General features: G+C 69.2%; 10 protein-coding genes, 1 tRNA gene and 2 rRNA genes. 2 read left to right on the top strand and 11 right to left on the bottom strand.

Going from position 1 to position 18,904, the window contains the following annotated elements; translation table 11 throughout:
* Positions 1-196: 196 nt before the first annotated feature.
* The 8 genes from ACZ607_RS09485 to ACZ607_RS09520 form a co-directional block, all read right to left on the bottom strand.
* On the bottom strand, positions 197-580 hold the full coding sequence (locus ACZ607_RS09485) for a helix-turn-helix domain-containing protein (RefSeq protein WP_014153702.1): 384 nt from the start codon (positions 578-580) through the stop codon (positions 197-199).
* A 109-nt stretch (positions 581-689) separates the two neighbouring features.
* Positions 690-1,202, bottom strand: coding sequence for a CinA family protein (locus ACZ607_RS09490; RefSeq protein WP_469733370.1), 513 nt, complete (start codon positions 1,200-1,202; stop codon positions 690-692).
* On the bottom strand, positions 1,199-2,032 hold the full coding sequence (pgsA, locus tag ACZ607_RS09495) for a CDP-diacylglycerol--glycerol-3-phosphate 3-phosphatidyltransferase (protein WP_469733372.1): 834 nt from the start codon (positions 2,030-2,032) through the stop codon (positions 1,199-1,201). Before pgsA ends, ACZ607_RS09490 begins: the two co-directional genes overlap by 4 nt.
* Positions 2,029-3,507 (bottom strand): 30S ribosomal protein S12 methylthiotransferase RimO, encoded by a 1,479-nt coding sequence (rimO, locus tag ACZ607_RS09500; protein WP_469733373.1) that lies wholly within the window; start codon positions 3,505-3,507, stop codon positions 2,029-2,031. The genes pgsA and rimO overlap by 4 nt, the downstream gene beginning before the upstream one ends.
* A gap of 153 nt (positions 3,508-3,660) precedes the next feature.
* Positions 3,661-4,461 carry a helix-turn-helix domain-containing protein gene (locus ACZ607_RS09505; RefSeq protein WP_469733375.1) on the bottom strand — a complete coding sequence of 267 codons (801 nt, stop codon included), beginning with the start codon at positions 4,459-4,461 and terminating at the stop codon, positions 3,661-3,663.
* A gap of 213 nt (positions 4,462-4,674) precedes the next feature.
* Complete coding sequence (locus tag ACZ607_RS09510; protein ID WP_469733376.1) at positions 4,675-7,452, bottom strand: DNA translocase FtsK; 2,778 nt, start codon at positions 7,450-7,452, stop codon at positions 4,675-4,677.
* A 109-nt stretch (positions 7,453-7,561) separates the two neighbouring features.
* Positions 7,562-8,242, bottom strand: a complete 681-nt coding sequence (locus ACZ607_RS09515) for a response regulator (RefSeq protein WP_469733378.1) — start codon at positions 8,240-8,242, stop codon at positions 7,562-7,564.
* Between the two features lie 244 nt (positions 8,243-8,486).
* Entirely contained in the window at positions 8,487-13,919 is a 5,433-nt protein-coding gene (locus tag ACZ607_RS09520; protein WP_469733380.1) for a HAMP domain-containing protein, read from the bottom strand.
* A gap of 414 nt (positions 13,920-14,333) precedes the next feature.
* On the opposite strand from ACZ607_RS09520, the gene ACZ607_RS09525 reads away from it, so the two are divergent.
* The gene (locus tag ACZ607_RS09525) at positions 14,334-16,961 is read left to right on the top strand and encodes a SpoIIE family protein phosphatase (protein WP_469733381.1); all 2,628 of its coding nucleotides are present in this window, start codon (positions 14,334-14,336) and stop codon (positions 16,959-16,961) included.
* Between the two features lie 310 nt (positions 16,962-17,271).
* On the top strand, positions 17,272-18,210 hold the full coding sequence (locus tag ACZ607_RS09530; RefSeq protein ID WP_469733383.1) for a MerR family transcriptional regulator: 939 nt from the start codon (positions 17,272-17,274) through the stop codon (positions 18,208-18,210).
* A gap of 84 nt (positions 18,211-18,294) precedes the next feature.
* On the opposite strand, the gene ACZ607_RS09535 is transcribed toward ACZ607_RS09530, so the two are convergent.
* The 3 genes from ACZ607_RS09535 to ACZ607_RS09545 all read right to left on the bottom strand — a co-directional run.
* Positions 18,295-18,367, bottom strand: a tRNA-Thr gene (locus ACZ607_RS09535).
* 271 nt (positions 18,368-18,638) lie between these two features.
* Positions 18,639-18,755: ribosomal RNA gene (gene rrf / locus ACZ607_RS09540) — 5S ribosomal RNA — on the bottom strand.
* A 76-nt stretch (positions 18,756-18,831) separates the two neighbouring features.
* Positions 18,832-18,904 (bottom strand): 23S ribosomal RNA (locus ACZ607_RS09545); the annotation flags it as partial.

An 18,904-nucleotide genomic window follows, 5' to 3' on the forward strand; every position in this document is an offset into this window, starting at 1 on the left:
AGGTAGCTCTTCGACTTACCATCTGTCCACAATGTCACATATGAGGCGAACCGGGCATCCGGGTGGTTGTCCCGAACTCGCCCTCCGGCCTCACTTCGCGCCTGCCCCGCGAAAGGCCCCGCACACACCGGGCACGCAAAAGCCCCGGCCGGCCCATGAGGGCCGACCGGGGCTTCGTCACGCACGAACCGTGCGGTCAGGCGGCGACGACGTCCACCGCTTCCGCGGGCGCCTTGATGGTCACCCGTCCCGTCGGTACGCCGGCGACCGACGCAACAGAGACGGAATTGAGCATCGGGCGTACCGGTACAGGCACTGCATCACTGGCTGCTGCCGACTCGGCCAGCTCGGCCAGGGACAGTTCATCGCTCACTTCACGCATGAGCTCGGACATCCGTACGTCCAACGCGTCGCAAATGGCGGAGAGCAGTTCGGAGGATGCCTCCTTCTGCCCCCGCTCCACCTCGGAGAGATAGCCGAGCGAGACTCGGGCGGACGAGGAGACTTCGCGCAGAGTACGGCCTTGGCGCTGGCGCTGCCGACGCAGCACGTCACCAAGCAGGCGACGGAGCAGAATCATCGGTGGCTCCCTCCTCGGACCGCGTAGCCGCATCCTTCACGCCCCACCGTACCGCCTCGCGCTGCGGCCGTGCGGGGAGCGATGTCGTGTTCACTCAGGGCTGCAAACATCAATTCCCCCCGTTCTGTTCCGTATCCTGTGCCCTCGCGTTTTCGCCGAGTTCGCCGGAGAGCAGTTCGAGCAGGCTCCGCACACTCTCCTTACGGATGTCCGCCCTCCCGCCGTTCAACCTCAGCTCGGCGACTTTCTGTATGCCGCCCGGCCCGGAGACGGCGACGAAGACCGTTCCCACGGGCTTGCCGTCCTGCGGCTCGGGGCCGGCGACCCCGGTGGTCGAGACTCCCCAGTCGGCGCCGAGAACCCGGCGTACGCCGTCGGCCATCGACTGGGCGACGGCAGGGTCCACCGCACCGCGCTCGGCCAGGAGCGTGCCGTCCACGCCCAGCAGATCACGCTTCAGAGGCGTGGCATACGCCGTGACGGACCCGCGGAAGCATCGCGAGGCCCCGGCGACGGAGGTGAGCTCCGCGGCCACCAGACCGCCGGTGAGGGACTCCGCGACCCCGAGCGTCTCACCGCGCCCCTGGAGCCGCCGCAGGACCTCCGCCGCCCCGGACGTCACCGTTCCGCCTCCGCGGGCCCCCGGCTGCCCGCCACGCGCTCCCCCACGGGCTCCCCGATCTTCTCTCCGAGAGGCTCCACCGAGCCCCCGGCCGTCGCGTCGGCGTCGTCCGCAACGGTGCGCGCCCCCACGGCGCCGTCCACGTCCGCAGCCGCCGTGACCGCCTCCATGGCGGCCGCGGCCCGCTCGGCGGCGAGCCCGCGGCGGCGCAGCACGACGGCCTGGCGCACGTAGTCGAGGCCGGTGACGACCGTCAGGACGACGGCCGCCATCATCACCCAGAAGCGCAGGGTCGCCAGGGGCCCCGTCAGCGCCAGGACGTACATGCCCACGGCGATGCCCTGGGCGAGCGTCTTCACCTTCCCGCCGCGGCTGGCGGGGATCACCGAGTGCCGGATCACCCAGAAGCGCATCAGGGTGATGCCGAGCTCACGGAAGAGGATCACTCCGGTGATCCACCACGGCAGGTCCCCGAGCGAGGAGAGACAGATCAGGGCCGCGCCCATGATCGCCTTGTCCGCGATGGGATCCGCGATCTTCCCGAAATCCGTGACCAGGTTGTACGTGCGAGCCAGATGGCCGTCGAACACGTCGGTGATCATCGCGATGGCGAAGGCCGCCCAGGCGAAGGAGCGCCAGACCGGGTCGTATCCGCCGTCGTGCAGGAGGAGCATGACGAAGCCCGGGACGAGCAGCAGCCTCACCATCGTGAGGATGTTCGCGATGTTCCACAGACCGGCCTGGTTGACGGCCGCCGCGCCCAGCTTGCCGCCGCGGGGCGCCGGCGTCGAGCCGGAACCGCCTGCCGCGGATGCCGGGACTCCCGTCATCTGGCTGCCTCCGCAAGCTCGTGGTGTTCGGCCACGAGGTCCACTCCCTCGGTGCCCACTGCCTTCGCTTCGACCATACGGCCCGGCGCGAGCCCTTCGCGTGCGGTGAAGACGACCTGGCCGTCCGTTTCCGGCGCCTGGTGGGCGGCTCGGCCCACCGCCACGGGTCCGTCCTCCTCCGACTCCACGGACTCGACGAGCACCTGGAGGGTCTCGCCGACCCGCTCCTCGGCTCGCTGCGAGGTCAGCTCCTCGGCGAGCTGCGAGATGTGCGCGAGGCGCTCGGCGATCACGTCGGCGTCCAGCTTGTTCTCGTAGCCGACGGCCTCGGTGCCCTCCTCGTCGGAGTAGCCGAAGACCCCGATGGCGTCCAGGCGCGCGCCGGTGAGGAAGCGTTCCAGCTCGGCGAGGTCGGCCTCCGTCTCACCGGGGAATCCCACGATGAAGTTCGACCGCGCACCGGCCTCGGGCGCCTTGGACCGAATGGTGTCCAGGAGTTCGAGGAAGCGGTCCGTGTCGCCGAACCGCCGCATCGCGCGCAGCACCCCGGGGGCGGAGTGCTGGAAGGAGAGGTCGAAGTACGGGGCGACCTTGGGCGTCGAGGTGAGGACGTCGATCAGCCCCGGCCGCATCTCGGCGGGCTGCAGGTAGCTGACGCGGATCCGCTCGATCCCGTCGACGTCGGCGAGCTCCGGCAGCAGGGTCTCCAGGAGCCTGATGTCGCCGAGGTCCTTGCCGTACGAGGTGTTGTTCTCGGAGACCAGCATGACCTCCTTGACGCCCTGCTCGGCGAGCCAGCGGGTCTCTCCGAGGACGTCGGAGGGGCGGCGGGAGATGAACGAGCCGCGGAAGGACGGGATGGCGCAGAACGAGCAGCGCCGGTCACAGCCGGAGGCGAGCTTCACCGAGGCGACCGGGCTGGTCCCCAGCCTCCGGCGCAGCGGTGCCCGCGGCCCGGAGACGGGTGCGACACCCTCCGGAAGGTCCGCGGGGGCCGGTGCGATCTCCTGGGCGTGCCCCGGCAGCGCGACGGCGGCGTCCTGCCGCTCGGCCGGCGTGATCGGCAGCAGCTTGCGCCGGTCGCGCGGGGTGTGGGAGGCGTGGATGCCCCCGTTGAGGATGGTCTGCAGACGGTCGGAGATGTCGGCGTAGTCGTCGAATCCGAGGACGCCGTCCGCTTCCGGCAGGGCCTCGGCCAGGTCCTTGCCGTAGCGCTCGGCCATGCAGCCGACGGCCACCACGGCCTGGGTTCTGCCGTGATCCTTCAGATCGTTGGCTTCCAGCAGGGCGTCGACGGAGTCCTTCTTGGCGGCCTCCACGAACCCACAGGTGTTGACGACGGCGACATCCGCGTCCGTGGCGTTCTCGACGAGCTCCCAGCCGTCCGCTGCCAAGCGGCCTGCGAGCTCCTCCGAGTCCACCTCGTTACGGGCGCAGCCAAGAGTGACAAGGGCGACGGTACGGCGTTCGGGCATGGGCTCAAGACTACTTTGTCCCCGCACTCCCCCTGCCGCGCAGGGTTCACCGCTACGGGGAGTGACCGAACAGTCGGTGAAATGGCGGAAAGCAGGACGGTGGGTACCCGGCGTCTGCCGGGTACCCACCGTCGAGAAGCACAGGTGGAGAGGTCAGCCGACCTCGGGGTCACCCTTGGTGTACGAGAGCCGCTCGACCTGACCGGATTCGAACTGGTCGTCGACCTTCTTGCCGTTGACGAAGAGATCGATGGCCCCGGCGTCTCCGAGGACGAGGTCGACCCGCTCCTTGTCCTGGAAGGTCTTGGAGTCGCCCTTGGCCAGCAGACCGTCGAAGAGCAGTCGCCCGTTGTGGTCCTTGGCGGAGATCCAGCTCTTGCCCTCGGTGGCGCTCAGCCTGACCGTCACCTTGTCCCGCGGGGCCGCGGCGATGGCGCTTTCGGAGGGAGCGGGCTTGGGGTCCGCGGGCTTGCTCGTGGTGGGCTTGGGAGTGGTCTTGTCGGGAGTCGAGCCTTCCGCGACCTGTGCCGAGCCCGATCCCTCGTCCTCACCGCTGAAGAGCGTGAAGCCGACGAAACCGACCACGGCTACGATCGCGGCGACCATGGCCGCGGTCCAGTTGGGCCGACGGGGTTCGGAGCGGATCCGCTCCGCCTCGAACAGCGGCGCCGCGGGTGTGGGCGCGGGGCGCCCACCGTGCTCGGCGTCGAACTCGGCGATCAGTGGATCGGGGTCGAGCCGGACGGCCCGGGCGAGCATACGGATATGGCCGCGGGCGTACACGTCGCCGCCGCAGCGGGAGAAGTCGTCCTCCTCGATCGCGTGCACGATGGGGATGCGCACCCGGGTGGAGCTGCTGACTTCCTCGACCGTCAGACCTGCGGCGATACGAGCCTGCTGAAGCGCGCGACCGATCGAAGGCCGGTCGTCTTCGGGGGAGTTGCCGATGGACACGGGGGCGCCTTTCGAGCGTGAGCCACCTGCTGGATGTTCAGTCTAGGGGTGGTACGAAAGGGTGGGGCAACCGGGAGCGACGACTTTGTACGCCATCGGGTTCGCCGGGCAGCCCCTCGGGCAGGACGGAGGACGGAGCACCGGACGGATCATTCCGCTGCTCCTCCTTTCAACTTGACGTACGGCCGGGCGAAACGGTTGCCCGCAAAACTCTTACGAAGCGGTTTCCCCGCGAATGACGGCCAACACACCGTCGAGCTCGTCCGGTTTCACCATGACATCGCGCGCCTTGGAACCCTCGCTGGGACCCACGATGTTGCGCGACTCCATCAGGTCCATCAGCCGACCGGCCTTCGCGAAGCCGACGCGCAGCTTCCGCTGGAGCATCGATGTCGACCCGAACTGGGTCGACACGACCAGCTCGGCCGCCTGGCAGAGCAGATCGAGGTCGTCGCCGATGTCCTCGTCGATCTCCTTCTTCTGCTTGGTGCCGACCACCACGTCGTCGCGGAAGACCGGCGCCATCTGATCCTTGCAGTGCTGGACGACCGCCGCGACCTCGGCCTCGGTGACGAAGGCCCCCTGCATGCGGGTCGGCTTGTTCGCCCCCATCGGCAGGAACAGGCCGTCGCCCTTCCCGATGAGCTTCTCGGCGCCGGGCTGGTCGAGGATGACCCGGCTGTCGGCGAGCGAGGAGGTGGCGAAGGCGAGCCGGGAGGGCACGTTCGCCTTGATCAGACCGGTCACGACGTCGACGGAGGGACGCTGTGTGGCGAGCACCAGGTGGATGCCGGCCGCGCGCGCCAGCTGGGTGATGCGGACGATGGAGTCCTCGACGTCACGCGGGGCCACCATCATGAGGTCGGCCAGCTCGTCGACGATGACCAGCAGGTACGGGTAGGGCGAGAGCTCGCGCTCGCTCCCCTCGGGCGTCTTGGCCTTGCCCGTGCGCACCGCGTGGTTGAAGTCGTCGATGTGCCGGAAGCCGTAGGCGGCGAGGTCGTCGTACCGGAGGTCCATCTCCCGCACGACCCACTGGAGGGCTTCGGCGGCCTTCTTCGGGTTGGTGATGATGGGCGTGATGAGGTGCGGGATGCCCTCGTAGGCGGTGAGCTCGACGCGCTTCGGGTCGACGAGCACCATCCGTACGTCCTCGGGGGTCGCCCGCACCATGATCGAGGTGATCAGACAGTTGATGCAGGACGACTTACCTGAGCCGGTCGCACCGGCGACCAGGACGTGCGGCATGTTCGCCAGGTTGGCCATCTCGTAGCCGCCCTCGACGTTCTTGCCGAGCGCGACCAGCATGGGGTGGTCGTCCTCGGCCGCGTCCGCCAGCCGCAGCACGTCGCCGAGGTTGACCATCTCCCGGTCGGAGTTGGGGATTTCGATGCCGACGGCGGACTTGCCCGGGATCGGGGAGATGATCCGGACGTCGGGGCTGGCGACGGCGTAGGCGATGTTCTTGGTGAGGGCGGTGATCCGCTCGACCTTGACGGCCGGGCCGAGTTCCACCTCGTACCGGGTGACGGTCGGGCCGCGGGTGAAGCCGGTGACGGCGGCGTCGACCTTGAACTCCGTGAAGACGGTGGTCAGTGAGGCGACGACCGCGTCGTTGGCGGCGCTGCGCGTCTTGCCGGGGCCGCCGCGCTCCAGCAGGTCGAGCGAGGGCAGCGAGTAGGTGATGTCACCGGAGAGCTGGAGCTGCTCGGCCCGGGCGGGAAGGTCCCCGGTCCGCTCGGGGGCCGGCTTCGTCAGGTCGGGCACGCCGCCGCCGGAGGACGTGGTGCTCTTCTCCTCCTTCCCTTCGCCGGCCGGGGCCTTCTCCGCCGACCGCGCGCCGGGCACGGGAGTCCCGGTCCGCTCGCGGTCCGTGGAGACGCCCTGGGTGAGATCGGCGACGACCGGGGACGGGGGCATCCCGTTGAGCACCGCTCCGTCGAGGGCGGCGGCCGCCGCGGCCGCGACGTCAACGGCGTCCATGGTGCGGTTCATCGCGGGCTGGGCGGACGCCTTACGGGGGCGGCGCCGCTTGGCCAGGGCCTCGCCCTCGGCCTGGTCCGGGTCGTACACCCCGTCCGTCTCCGAGCCGCGCGCCGAGGAACGTCGCGTGCGCCCGGGCAGCGCCTCGCGCCACTGTTCCTCGTAGCGCTCGTCGTCGCTCCCGTCCTCCTCGCCCGGTACGTACACGGGGTCGACGATGCCGAGCCTGACGCCGAGCTGGCGCAGCCGGCGGGGGATGGCGTTGACCGGGGTGGCGGTGACGACCAGCAGGCCGAAGACGGTCAGCAGCAGGAGCAGGGGGACCGCGAGCACCTCGCCCATCATGAAGACGAGGGGCTGGGACGCGGCCCAGCCGATCAGACCGCCGGCGTCCTGCATGGCGCCCGTGCCGTCCTCACGCCCCGGTGACCCGCACGCGATGTGGACCTGGCCGAGCACGCCGATGACGAGGGCGGAGAGTCCGATGACGATACGGCCGTTGGCCTCGGGCTTCTCCGGATAGAGGATCAGCCGCACCCCGACGGCGCCCAGCAGTATCGGAACCAGCAGATCGAGCCGGCCGAACGCCCCGGTGACGAGCATCTCGACGAGGTCGCCGACGGGACCCTGGAGGTGCGACCAGGTGCCCGCCGCCACGACCAGCGCGAGCCCCAGGAGCAGCAGGGCCAGTCCGTCCTTGCGGTGTGCCGGGTCAAGTCCCTTCGCACCGCGCCCTATGGAGCGGAAGACCGCCCCGACGCCGTGCGCGGTACCCAGCCAGAGCGCGCGGACGAGCCGGTACACGCCCCCCGTGGGGGACGGCGCCGGCTTGGGCGCGGTCTTCTTCGCGGCCGCCTTCTTGGCGGGTGCTTTTCTGGCGGGCGCGGCTTTCTTCGCCACCGCCTTCTTGGCGGGCGCCGCTTTCTTCGCCGGTCCCTGGGTACGGCCGGCGCGCTTCGCGGTGCCCGCCGTGCCCAGGGAACCCTTGCCGGACGTACGTGAGGCCATGTGACTGAGGTTACCGGTGTCGACGCCGGTGGACACGTGTGCCTACGGCTTCACCCGTCCGTGTCGCCCGCACATGGCGCCGAACTGACGCCGCCTCAGCCGAGGTGGGTCAGCTCTGCGAGGGCAGAGGGGCCGTCGAACCGCCCGTGCCGGGCTCCAGCGCGTCGAGCGCGCGGCGCAGTCCGGTGAGCTTCCGCTCCAGATGGGCGGCGGTGGCCACGGCCGCCGCGTCCGCCGACTCGTCGTCCAACTGCTTGGAGAGCGCCTCCGCCTGCTCCTCGACCGCGGCGAGCCGCGCCGAGAGCTCGGCGAGCAGACCGGCCGGCTCCTTCTCGTGGGAGCCCTGAGGGGCGCCGCCTTCGAGCTGGAGCCGCAGCAGCGACGCCTGTTCGCGGAGCTGGCAGTTCTTCATGTACAGCTCGACGAAGACCGACACCTTGGCGCGCAGCACCCAGGGGTCGAAGGGCTTCGAGATGTAGTCCACCGCTCCCGCCGCGTAACCGCGGAAGGTGTGGTGCGGACCGTGGTTGATCGCCGTCAGGAAGATGATCGGGATGTCCCGGGTCCGCTCCCGCCGCTTGATGTGCGCGGCCGTCTCGAATCCATCCATGCCGGGCATCTGCACATCCAGCAGAATCACCGCGAAATCGTCCGTGAGCAGCGCCTTGAGCGCCTCCTCCCCTGACGATGCCCGTACCAGTGTCTGATCGAGCGCAGAGAGGATGGCCTCCAGCGCCAGCAGATTCTCCGGCCGGTCATCGACCAGGAGGATCTTGGCCTTCTGCACCATGGCCCGCCCTCCTCGCCCCGGAATCGCACCGGGTGCCGCCCCAGGGGACGACTCCCTTACGCCGTCCGTCCTTGTGCCGGTCATGGTAGCTGCACCCCGCCCGTCACCACACCCTGTCACCGCGATGTCACTGTGCACATAACGAAAACGCGGTCGAAGACCAGAAGGTTCCCCGGAATCCGCTCGCTCACACCCTCCCACGCACAGTCGGTCGACGGATTTCGGTGTGCCGCTCCCCCGCCGGTCACTCTCCGCGCATCCACTTCTCCATCACCGACAGCAGATGATCGGAATCGACCGGCTTGGTCACGTAGTCGGAGGCTCCGGAGTCGATCGCCTTCTCGCGGTCACCCTTCATCGCCTTGGCGGTCAGCGCGACGATGGGAAGCCCCGCGAACTGGGGCATACGACGGATCGCCGTGGTGGTCGCGTAACCGTCCATCTCGGGCATCATGATGTCCATCAGAACGATCGTCACATCATCGTGCTGTTCGAGGACTTCGATGCCCTCGCGTCCGTTCTCGGCGTACAGCACCGAGAGTCCGTGCTGCTCCAGCACGCTGGTGAGGGCGAAGACATTGCGGATGTCGTCGTCGACGATCAGCACCTTCTCGCCGTGGAAGCGGAACGTCCTGCGGGGCTCCTGCTCCTCCTGGGGGCTCTGGACCCACTCCTCCGGTGTCGCGCTCTCCTCCTCGGACCTGCCGTTGGCCAGGGCGGGGCGCTGTGCCGCTCCCCCCAGGGCCTTGCGGCGGCGCCGGAAGACCCCTGCGGAGTTGGCCGGGTCCCCCAGGGGCTGCTCGGTCCCGGTGCCCTGCGACGTCTCCAGGTGCAGCGCGCCCTCGGCGGAGTTCCCGTGGACCTCGATGGGGCCGGGCCCCATCTGCGGGTAGCCCTGCGGAGGGAGCTCGCTCGGGTGCAGGGGCAGGTACAGCGTGAAGGTCGAGCCACGTCCCGGCTCGCTCGCCGCGTGGATCTCACCGCCCAGCAGACGGGCGATCTCCCGGCTGATGGAGAGGCCGAGGCCCGTCCCCCCGTACTTGCGGCTGGTCGTGCCGTCGGCCTGCTTGAACGCCTCGAAGATCACCAGCATCTTGCTGGACGCGATGCCGATTCCGGTGTCGGTGACCGAGAAGGCGATCAGGTCGCCGTCGGCGTCACGCAACGAGCCGGCCTCCAGCAGGTGTTCCCTGATGGCGTTCGGCACATCGGCCCCGGCCGGCCGGATGACCAGCTCCACGGCGCCGCTGTCGGTGAACTTCACCGCGTTCGACAGGAGGTTGCGCAGGACCTGGAGCAGCCTCTGCTCGTCCGTGTGCAGCGTCGCGGGGAGCTCCGGGGAGACCCGTACGGAGAAGTCGAGCCCCTTCTCCGCGGTGAGCGGCCGGAACGTGGCCTCCACGTAGTCGACCAGCTGCACCAGGGCGATCCGGGTCGGGCTGACGTCCATCTTGCCCGCCTCGACCTTGGACAGGTCGAGGATGTCGTTGATCAGCTGGAGCAGGTCGGAACCCGCCCCGTGGATCGTCTCGGCGAACTCCACCTGCTTCGGCGAGAGATTGCCCTCGGCGTTGTCCGCGAGCAGCTTGGCCAGGATGAGCAGCGAGTTGAGCGGCGTGCGCAGCTCGTGCGACATGTTGGCCAGGAACTCGGACTTGTAGCGCATCGAGACGGCGAGCTGTTCGGCGCGCTCCTCCAGGACCTGCCGCGCCTCCTCGATCTCGGTGTTCTTCACCTCGATGTCGCGGTTCTGCTGGGCCAGCAGCTCCGCCTTCTCCTCCAGCTCGGCGTTGGAGGCCTGGAGCGCCTTCTGCCGGTTCTCGAGCTCCTGCGAACGGTCGCGCAGCTGCTCGGTGAGCTCCTGGGACTGTTCGAGGAGCTTCTCGGTCTTGGTGTTGACGCTGATCGTGTTGACGCTCGTGGCGATCATCTCGGCGAGCTGGTTGAGGAAGTCCCGCTGGATGTGCGTGAACGGCTGGAACGAGGCCAGCTCGATGACCCCGAGCACCTGGCCCTCGAAGAGCACCGGAAGCACGATCACGTGCGCGGGCGGCGCCTCGCCGAGACCGGAGGAAATCTTCAGGTACCCCGGCGGCACGTTGTCCACCTGGATGGTCCGCTTCTCCTCGGCGGCCGTGCCGATGAGCGTCTCACCGGGCCGGAAGGAGGTCGGCATGGAGCCCGCCGAATATCCGTAACTGCCGCGCATGCGCAGCTCGTACGAGCTCTCCCGGCCGCTGTCCGACCCGACCTCGTCACCGTCGCCGGTGGTCATGGCCAGGAAGAACGCACCGTGCTGGGCGGAGACGACCGGCGTCAACTCGCTCATGATCAGCGAGGCGACGTCGTCCAGGTCGCGGCGGCCCTGCATCAGACCGGAGATGCGGGCGAGATTGCCCTTGAGCCAGTCCTGCTCCTTGTTGGCGAGCGTGGTGTCGCGCAGGTTGGCGATCATCGTGTTGATGTTGTCCTGCAGCACCTGGATCTCGCCGGCCGCGTCGACGTCGATCTTGAGGTTGAGATCGCCGCGGGTCACCGCGGTGGCGACGGCCGCGATGGCACGCACCTGACGGGTCAGGTTCCCCGCCATCTCGTTCACCGACTCGGTGAGGTCGCGCCAGGTTCCGTCGACGTCCCGGACCCGGGCCTGACCGCCGAGCTGCCCCTCGGTGCCCACCTCGCGGGCCACCCGGGTCACCTGCTCCGCGAAGGAGGAGAGCTGGTCGACCATCGTGTTGATGGTGTTCTTCAGCTCCTGGATCTCGCCCCGGGCGTCGATGTCGATCTTCTTGGTGAGGTCGCCCTTGGCGATGGCCGTGGTGACCGTGGCGATCTGGCGCACCTGGCCGGTCAGGTTGGACGCCATCGAGTTCACGGACTCGGTGAGGTCCTTCCAGGTGCCCGAGACGCCCGGTACGCGCGCCTGGCCGCCCAGCTCTCCCTCGGTGCCCACCTCGCGGGCCACCCGGGTCACCTCGTCGGCGAACGACGACAGGGTCGTCACCATGGTGTTGACGGTGTCGGCGAGTTCGGCGACCTCGCCGCGCGCCTCGACCGTCACCTTCTTCGTCAGGTCTCCGTTGGCGACCGCCGAGGAGACCCTGGAGATGTTGCGCACCTGACTGGTCAGGTTGTTGGCCATCAGGTTGACGTTGTCGCTGAGGTCCTTCCAGATGCCCGTCGCACCGCGCACCCGGGCCTGCCCGCCGAGGATGCCCTCGGTACCCACCTCACGGGCGACCCTCGTCACCTCGTCGGCGAAGTTGAGCAGCTGGTCGACCATCGTGTTGACCGTCGTCACCAGTTCGAGGATCTCGCCCTTGGCGTCGACGGTGATCTTCTTGGAGAGATCGCCCTTCGCCACCGCCGTGGTCACCTCGGCGATGTTGCGCACCTGGAGGGTGAGGTTGTTGGCCATGCCGTTGACGGACTGGGTGAGGTCCTTCCACGTACCGGAGACGCCCTGCACCTCCGCCTGGCCGCCGAGGATGCCCTCCGTGCCCACCTCGCGGGCCACCCGGGTCACCTGCTCCGCGAAGTTCGAGAGCTGGTCCACCATCGTGTTGAGGGTGTTCTTCAGCTCCAGGATCTCGCCCCGGGCGTCCACGTCGATCTTCTGCGACAGGTCACCCCGCGCCACCGCCGTGGCGACCTGCGCGATGTTACGGACCTGGGCGGTGAGGTTCCCCGCCATGCCGTTCACCGAGTCGGTCAGGTCACGCCACACACCCGCCACGCCGGGCACCTGGGCCTGGCCGCCGAGACGGCCGTCCGTGCCCACCTCGCGGGCCACCCGGGTCACCTGGTCGGCGAAGGCGGAGAGCTGGTCGACCATCGTGTTGATGGTGTTCTTCAGCTCCAGGATCTCGCCCCGGGCGTCCACGTCGATCTTCTGCGACAGGTCACCCCGCGCCACCGCCGTGGTCACCTGGGCGATCTGCCGCACCTGGGACGTCAGGTTGCCGGCCATGAAGTTGACGGAGTCGGTGAGCTCCTTCCACGTACCGGAGACACCGTCCACCCGTGCCTGACCGCCCAGGCGGCCCTCCGTGCCCACGTCCCGCGCCATCCGGGTCACCTGGTCGGCGAAGTTGGACAGCTGCGCCACCATCGTGTTGACGGTGTTCTTCAGCTCCAGCATCTCGCCGGCCACGTCGACCGTGACCTTCTGCGACAGGTCGCCGTTGGCGACGGCCGTCGTCACCTGGGCGATGTCCCGCACCTGGCCGGTGAGGTTCCGGAAGGCGGTGTTCACCGAGTCCGTGAGGTCCTTCCAGGTGCCCGCGGCACCCGGCACCTCGGCCTGGCCGCCGAGGCGTCCCTCGACACCGACCTCCCGGGCGACCCGGGTGACCTCCGAACCGAAGGCCTGGAGCTGGTCCACCATCGTGTTGACGGTGTTCTTCAGCTCCAGCATCTCGCCGGCCACGTCGACGGTGACCTTCTGCGTCATGTCACCGCTGGCCACAGCGGTGGTGACCTGGGCGATGTCCCGTACCTGTGTCGTCAGGTTCCGGAAGACCGTGTTCACCGAGTCGGTGAGGTCCTTCCAGGTGCCCGCGGCACCCGGCACCTGGGCCTGCCCGCCGAGCAGGCCCTCGCCGCCGACCTCGCTCGCCACGCGCGTCACCTCGTCGGCGAAGGTGCGCAGCGTCTCGGTCATCTGGTTGATCGTCTCGGCGAGCTGCGCGACCTCGCCGCGGGCGCTCACCGTGACCTTCTGCGACAGGTCGCCGTTGGCGACGGCCGTCGTCACCTCGGCGATGCCACGCACCTGGGACGTGAGGTTCCCGGCCATCGTGTTGACGGAGTCGGTGAGGTCCTTCCAGACCCCCGCCACTCCCGGGACCGTCGCCTGCCCGCCCAGTTCGCCTTCGGTGCCCACCTCACGGGCGACCCGGGTCACCTCGGAGGAGAACGACGACAGCTGGTCCACCATCGTGTTGACGGTGTTCTTCAGCTGGAGCATCTCACCGGCCACATGGACGGTGACCTTCCGTGACAGGTCGCCCTTGGCCACGGCCGTCGTCACCAGGGCGATGTCGCGCACCTGGGCGGTGAGCCGGTAGGCCATGGTGTTGACGGAGTCCGTGAGGTCCTTCCAGGACCCGGACATGCCACGTACCTGGGCCTGCCCGCCCAGCTTGCCCTCGGTCCCCACCTCGACCGCTACGCGTGTCACCTGCTCGGTGAACGCGGACAGCTGGTCGACCAGGTTGTTGACCGTGCGGGCGACCTTCAGGAACTCCCCGCGCAGCGGACGTACGGTCTCGTCCGGAGCGTGGGTACGCAGTTCCATCCGCTGTTCCAGGTCACCGTCGGCGACCGCGGAGAGTACCCGCCCGACTTCGGAGACGGGGCGTGCCAGGTCGTCGACGAGCTCGTTGGAGGCGTCGATCGCGGCGGCCCAGGAACCCTCGCAGGCACCGGTCTCCAGGCGCTCGGTGAGCTTCCCCTCGCGCCCGACCACGCGCCGCACACGGGCGAGCTCGCCCGTCAGGTGCAGATTGCGGTCGGCCACCTCGTTGAAGACGGCGGCGATCTCCGTGAGTACGCCGTCGCCGGAGACGGTGAGCCGCCTGCGGAAGTTGCCGTCACGCATCGCCACGAGGGCCGACAGCAGTCTGTTCAGAGCCGCCGCGTCCACTTCGATGGTCCCATTGCGCTGCTTTTTCACGGACTGCCCGCCTTTTGTGCGCGTTCCTGAACCCCGCGCCGCCACGCCAGACTCCACCGTGTCCCTCCCGCAGGGGTTGACCGTATCGCTCGGGCCATTACTCGGGCCGCTGTCGGAAGCTTGCCCACTTCCACTTTGGCTCACCGCCACAGCACACCGTCAACGGGTGACCATGCGGTCGTCAAATCGTTGAAACGTACCAGGCCGGAGCGGCAGGGCGAGGAAGGTTTCATGGTCATCCCAATTCCCTCACCGGGGGCCCCGATAGTTGTGCGCCCGGCGCACAGCCACCAGGGGCCTGCGTACCCAAGTCCGCCCTCGTGTACCCGGGACGCCTGGCGAGCGTCTAGCCTGGCAGACGAATCGAAGCGGCGATATACGGGCACAGGACTCGGGGAAGCGACGAGACACCATATGGGGAGTGCTGTGATCACCGCGCGCGCGGCTGCCACTTTCGATCCGGTCGGACGCTCGGTCGCGACCGCCCGCGCATTCGTCCGCGACACCCTCCAGGGGTGGGGTTACACGGACGTCGTTGACGACGCCGTCGTTCTTACCAGTGAACTCGTGACCAACGCGGTCGTGCACGCGGGCACGGCCGCCGACGTGCTCTGCCTGCGCACGGAGGACGGCGTACGCGTCGAGGTCGCGGACCACTACCCCGAGCGGGAGGTCCCGCTCCAGAGCTCGGGGCTCGACTTCGGCAGCCCGGACCGGGAGGGCGGCCGCGGCCTGCTCCTCTGCGCGGCGCTCGCCTCCCGCTGGGGCGTCGAGTACACCCCGACGCACAAGCACGTCTGGTTCCAGCTCGATCTTCCCGAACGCCCCGTGGGCATCCGGTCGGCGAGCCCGGTCCTGCCCACCGCTCTCCTGCCGGTGGCGGAGCAGCGGGTGCGGGTGGCCGTCGTCCAGACCGACGGCTCCGGCTCCATCGCCTCGTGGAACGACGACGCCTCCTTCCTGTTCGGTTACGCCGCCGACCAGGTCGCCGGCAAGCAGCTCACCGACTTCGTGGCGTGGCCGCACACCCCGGGCACCAACACGGGCATCGCCGACGCACTGCAGCTCTCCCGCTGGGAGGGCAGCTACGGCATCCGCGGCGCCGACGGGCGGGTCATCCCGGTGTACGCCTCGCACCTCAGAGTCCGCGACGCCGACGGCGAGCCCTCCACCGTCTGTCTCCTCGTACGCGATTACGAGCGCGCCGTGCTCCAGACCCCGGTGCGCGCCCCGGTCTCCGACAGCTCCGCCGAGAACCGCAGTACGGATCCGTTCGAGATCTTCATCGGCTCACCGGCCCCGGACGACCTCGACGGACTGCTGCAGCGCACCGTCGAGCGGGCGCGCGACATGCTGGACGCCGACGCCGCGTTCCTCCTGCTGGCCACCGATGACGAGACCGAGCTGGAGGTCCGTGCCACCACCGGTCTCCCCTCGGCCCGTCAGCGCTTCGCACGGGTCCCGGTCGAGGCCGGCACGGGCCGCTACGGCTCCGCCCGTATGCCCGCCGTCCACGAGGACCTCACCGTCGTCCCGGGCGCCGTCCCGCTGCTCGGCGACACGGGGATGCGCTCCGTCGTCACGGTCCCGCTCAAGGTCGAGGGCCGTCTCACCGGCTCCCTCGGCGTCGCGGCCGAAGCGGCGGGGCGGTACTCCAACGAGGAGGCCCTGCGGCTCCAGTTCGCCGCGGACCGTATCGCGCTGGCCGTCGAGTCGGCCAGGCTGGGTGAGCTGGAGCGCCTGCGCCGGGGCTCGCTGTCCTTCCTCGTCGAGGCGTCCGACCTGCTGGCGGGAACGCTGGACAGGGACCAGACGCTGGCGCTGATGGCTCAGATGACCGTGCCCACGCTGGCCACCTGGTGCGCCGTCTACACGATCGCGGACCAGTCCTCGGAGCCGTATCTCTCCTATGTCCTCCACGAGGACGAGGAGCGCATCGACGGCCTCAAGGCCCTGCTCTCCTCCATCGACCCGCCGGACCCCGTCCCGGCCCCGGGCGCCCGCATCTGGCCGGCACCGGCGGAGGCCGGCCACGAGGCCGCCCTGCGCACGTCCAAGCGCACCCTGGGCAGGGACGCGCCCCTGAGCATGGGGGCGGCCGCCCGCACCACGCTGGCCACGGCGGTCGCGGTGGGCGGCGAGACCGTGGTCCTGCCGCTGGTGGCGAGGAACCGTGTGATCGGCATGCTCACTCTCGGCAAGCCGTCCGACGAGCACTTCCGCCAGGAGATCCTGGAACTGGCCGAGGACCTGTCCCGACGGGCCGCGCTGGCCCTCGACAACGCCCGCCTGTACTCGGAGCGCATGGCCATCAGCCAGTCCCTCCAGCGGAGCCTGCTCCCGCCCGGCCTGCCCGATGTGCCGAACGTCGAGATCGAGGTCATCTACCGCGCGGCGGGCGAGGGCAACGAGGTCGGCGGCGACTTCTACGATGTGTTCCCCATCCGCGACGGCGCCTACGGCTTCGCCATCGGCGACGTCTGCGGTACGGGCCCTGAGGCGGCGGCCGTCACGGGTCTCGCCCGTCACGCCCTGCGCCTGCTGGCCCGCGAGGGCTTCGGCGGCCCCGCGGTGCTGGAGCGCCTGAACGCCGCCATCCTGGACGAGGGCGCGCGCAGCCGCTTCCTCACCCTGCTCTACGGCGAGTTGTGGCCCCAGGAGGACGGCAGCGCCCTGCTGAAGGTCGTCTGCGCCGGCCATCCGCTCCCCCTGCGGCTGCGCCAGGACGGCTCCGTCGAGGCGGCGGCCGAACCGCAGCCCCTGCTGGGCGTCATCGAGGACCTCGAGCTCTACGAGCAGGAGGTCACCCTGGAGCCCGGCGACGTGCTGCTGTGCGTGACCGACGGAGTCACCGAACGCCGTGAAGGGACCCGCATGCTGGGCGACGACGGCCTGGCCGACGTCCTCGCCATGTGCACGGGCCTGACGGCCGGCGCGGTGGCGGGTCGCATCCTGCGGGCCGTGGAGCGCTTCGCCGCGGAGCCCGCATCCGACGACATGGCCATCCTGGCCATGCGGGTGCCGGAGCCGCAGAACCTCTGAACGACCGAGTCCGAGGGCTCGTAGCCCTAGGGTCTTTCGTTTGGATCAGGCCGGATCAGGGAGCGGGGTCTGGTGCGTGCAGCTGCAAGGCGGAGGAGGGAGTCAACGCGGAGCGTCGTCGACCGACGACAACGCCGCTGGGGGTCCCCCCTGCTCGAGCGAAGTCGAGAGCTTGGGGGAGTGCGTGCCAGACCCCGCGAGCCCGGCCTGATCCAAACGAGAGGCCCTAGGCCGCCGCCGGCCCGTGGTGTCGCATGTCGCCGCCACGGGCCTTGAGTCTCCAGTGACTGGAGACAGCAGAGTGGGGGACATGGACGTTACGACCCTCTACTCGATCGGGGATCTCTCCCGGCGGACCGGCTTGTCCGTGAGGACCATCCGGTTCTACTCCGACTCGGGGGTGGTGGCGCCGACCACCCGTAGCCCCGCCGGCTATCGGCTCTACGACCTCGACGCACTGCTTCGTCTGGAACTCCTCCGCACCCTGCGCGAGCTGGGCATCGACCTGCCCACGATCCGGCGGGTACTGGACCGCGAACTCACGGTGGCGGAGGTCGCCACGGCGCACGCCGCAGCCGTGGACGCCCAGATCCGGATGCTGCGACTGCGTAGGAGCGTTCTGCGGGTCGTGGCCGACCGCGGGTCCAGCCCCGAGGAGACCCAGCTCATGCACAGGCTCACGCAGTTGTCCGGCGAGGAGCGCCGGCATCTGATCGACGACTTCATGGAAGACACCTTCGGCACGGTGGATGCCGACACAGCGGCAGTGGCCATGGTGCGCGCCGCCACTCCCGACCTCCCGGATGATCCGACCGACGAACAGCTCGCCGCGTGGGTGGAGCTCGCCGAGCTGGTCGGCGACGAGGACTTCCGTGCCCGGATGCGCCGGGCGGCCGTTCAGCAGGCCGCTGGACGCCCGCTCGGCATCGAACGGGACGCCGGCGAGGAGCTGATGGAGTTCACGCGCCGGAAGGTGACCGAGGCCAGGACGTCGGGCATCGACCCGGTCAGCGACAGGGCCGCACCCATCGTCGACGACCTCGTGCACCGCTTCGCCGAAGTGTTCGCGCGCACCCCTGACACGGAATTCCGGGCCTGGATGGCCCAGCAGTTCGCAGAGGCCCACGACCCGCGGGTGGACCGGTACTGGCAGCTGGTGTGGATCGTCAACGGCTGGCAGGTAGTACCGAATCTGCTCCCGGTGTACCCCTGGCTCACCGAAGCCCTGCGAAACGACCGCGCCGCATAGGTCGCTGCGGCGGGCACGGGCCCGGCGGGTACTCCTGGCTCATGAGAAAGGCCCCCGTCGTCGACGGGGGCCTCCTCTGTGCTGAGCCCCAATGCGGAATCGAACCGCAGACCTTCTCCTTACCATGGAGACGCTCTACCGACTGAGCTATTGGGGCCTGCTGCCTTGCGGCAACGAGATAAAGCATACCCCGAACTCAGGGGTGCTCAGAACCACCGGTTGGAAGTTTCGACTCACGTTTCCTCGCGCCCGTGCGGTGGCCGGCCCGGCCGCCGCGCAACACGCTCGCCTCTGCCCTCTCGCCTCTCGCCTTTCGACGAGGGACCGGGGTCGCGCTGAGGCCGGGAGAGCCTGCCTCCTTGTTCAATTGACCTGTAAACGCAGAAAAGCCCCGTGCCACAAGGGCACGGGGCTAGTCCGCAATAATTGTTCGGCGGCGTCCTACTCTCCCACAGGGTCCCCCCTGCAGTACCATCGGCGCTGAAAGGCTTAGCTTCCGGGTTCGGAATGTAACCGGGCGTTTCCCTAACGCAATGACCACCGAAACACTATGAAATTAAACAACCGGTATAATCACAGCTGTTCGTTATTTCAGAACTAACACAGTGGACGCGAGCAACTGAGGACAAGCCCTCGGCCTATTAGTACCAGTCAGCTCCACCCGTTACCGGGCTTCCACATCTGGCCTATCAAC

This window comes from Streptomyces sp. NPDC104381, from assembly GCF_055583745.1.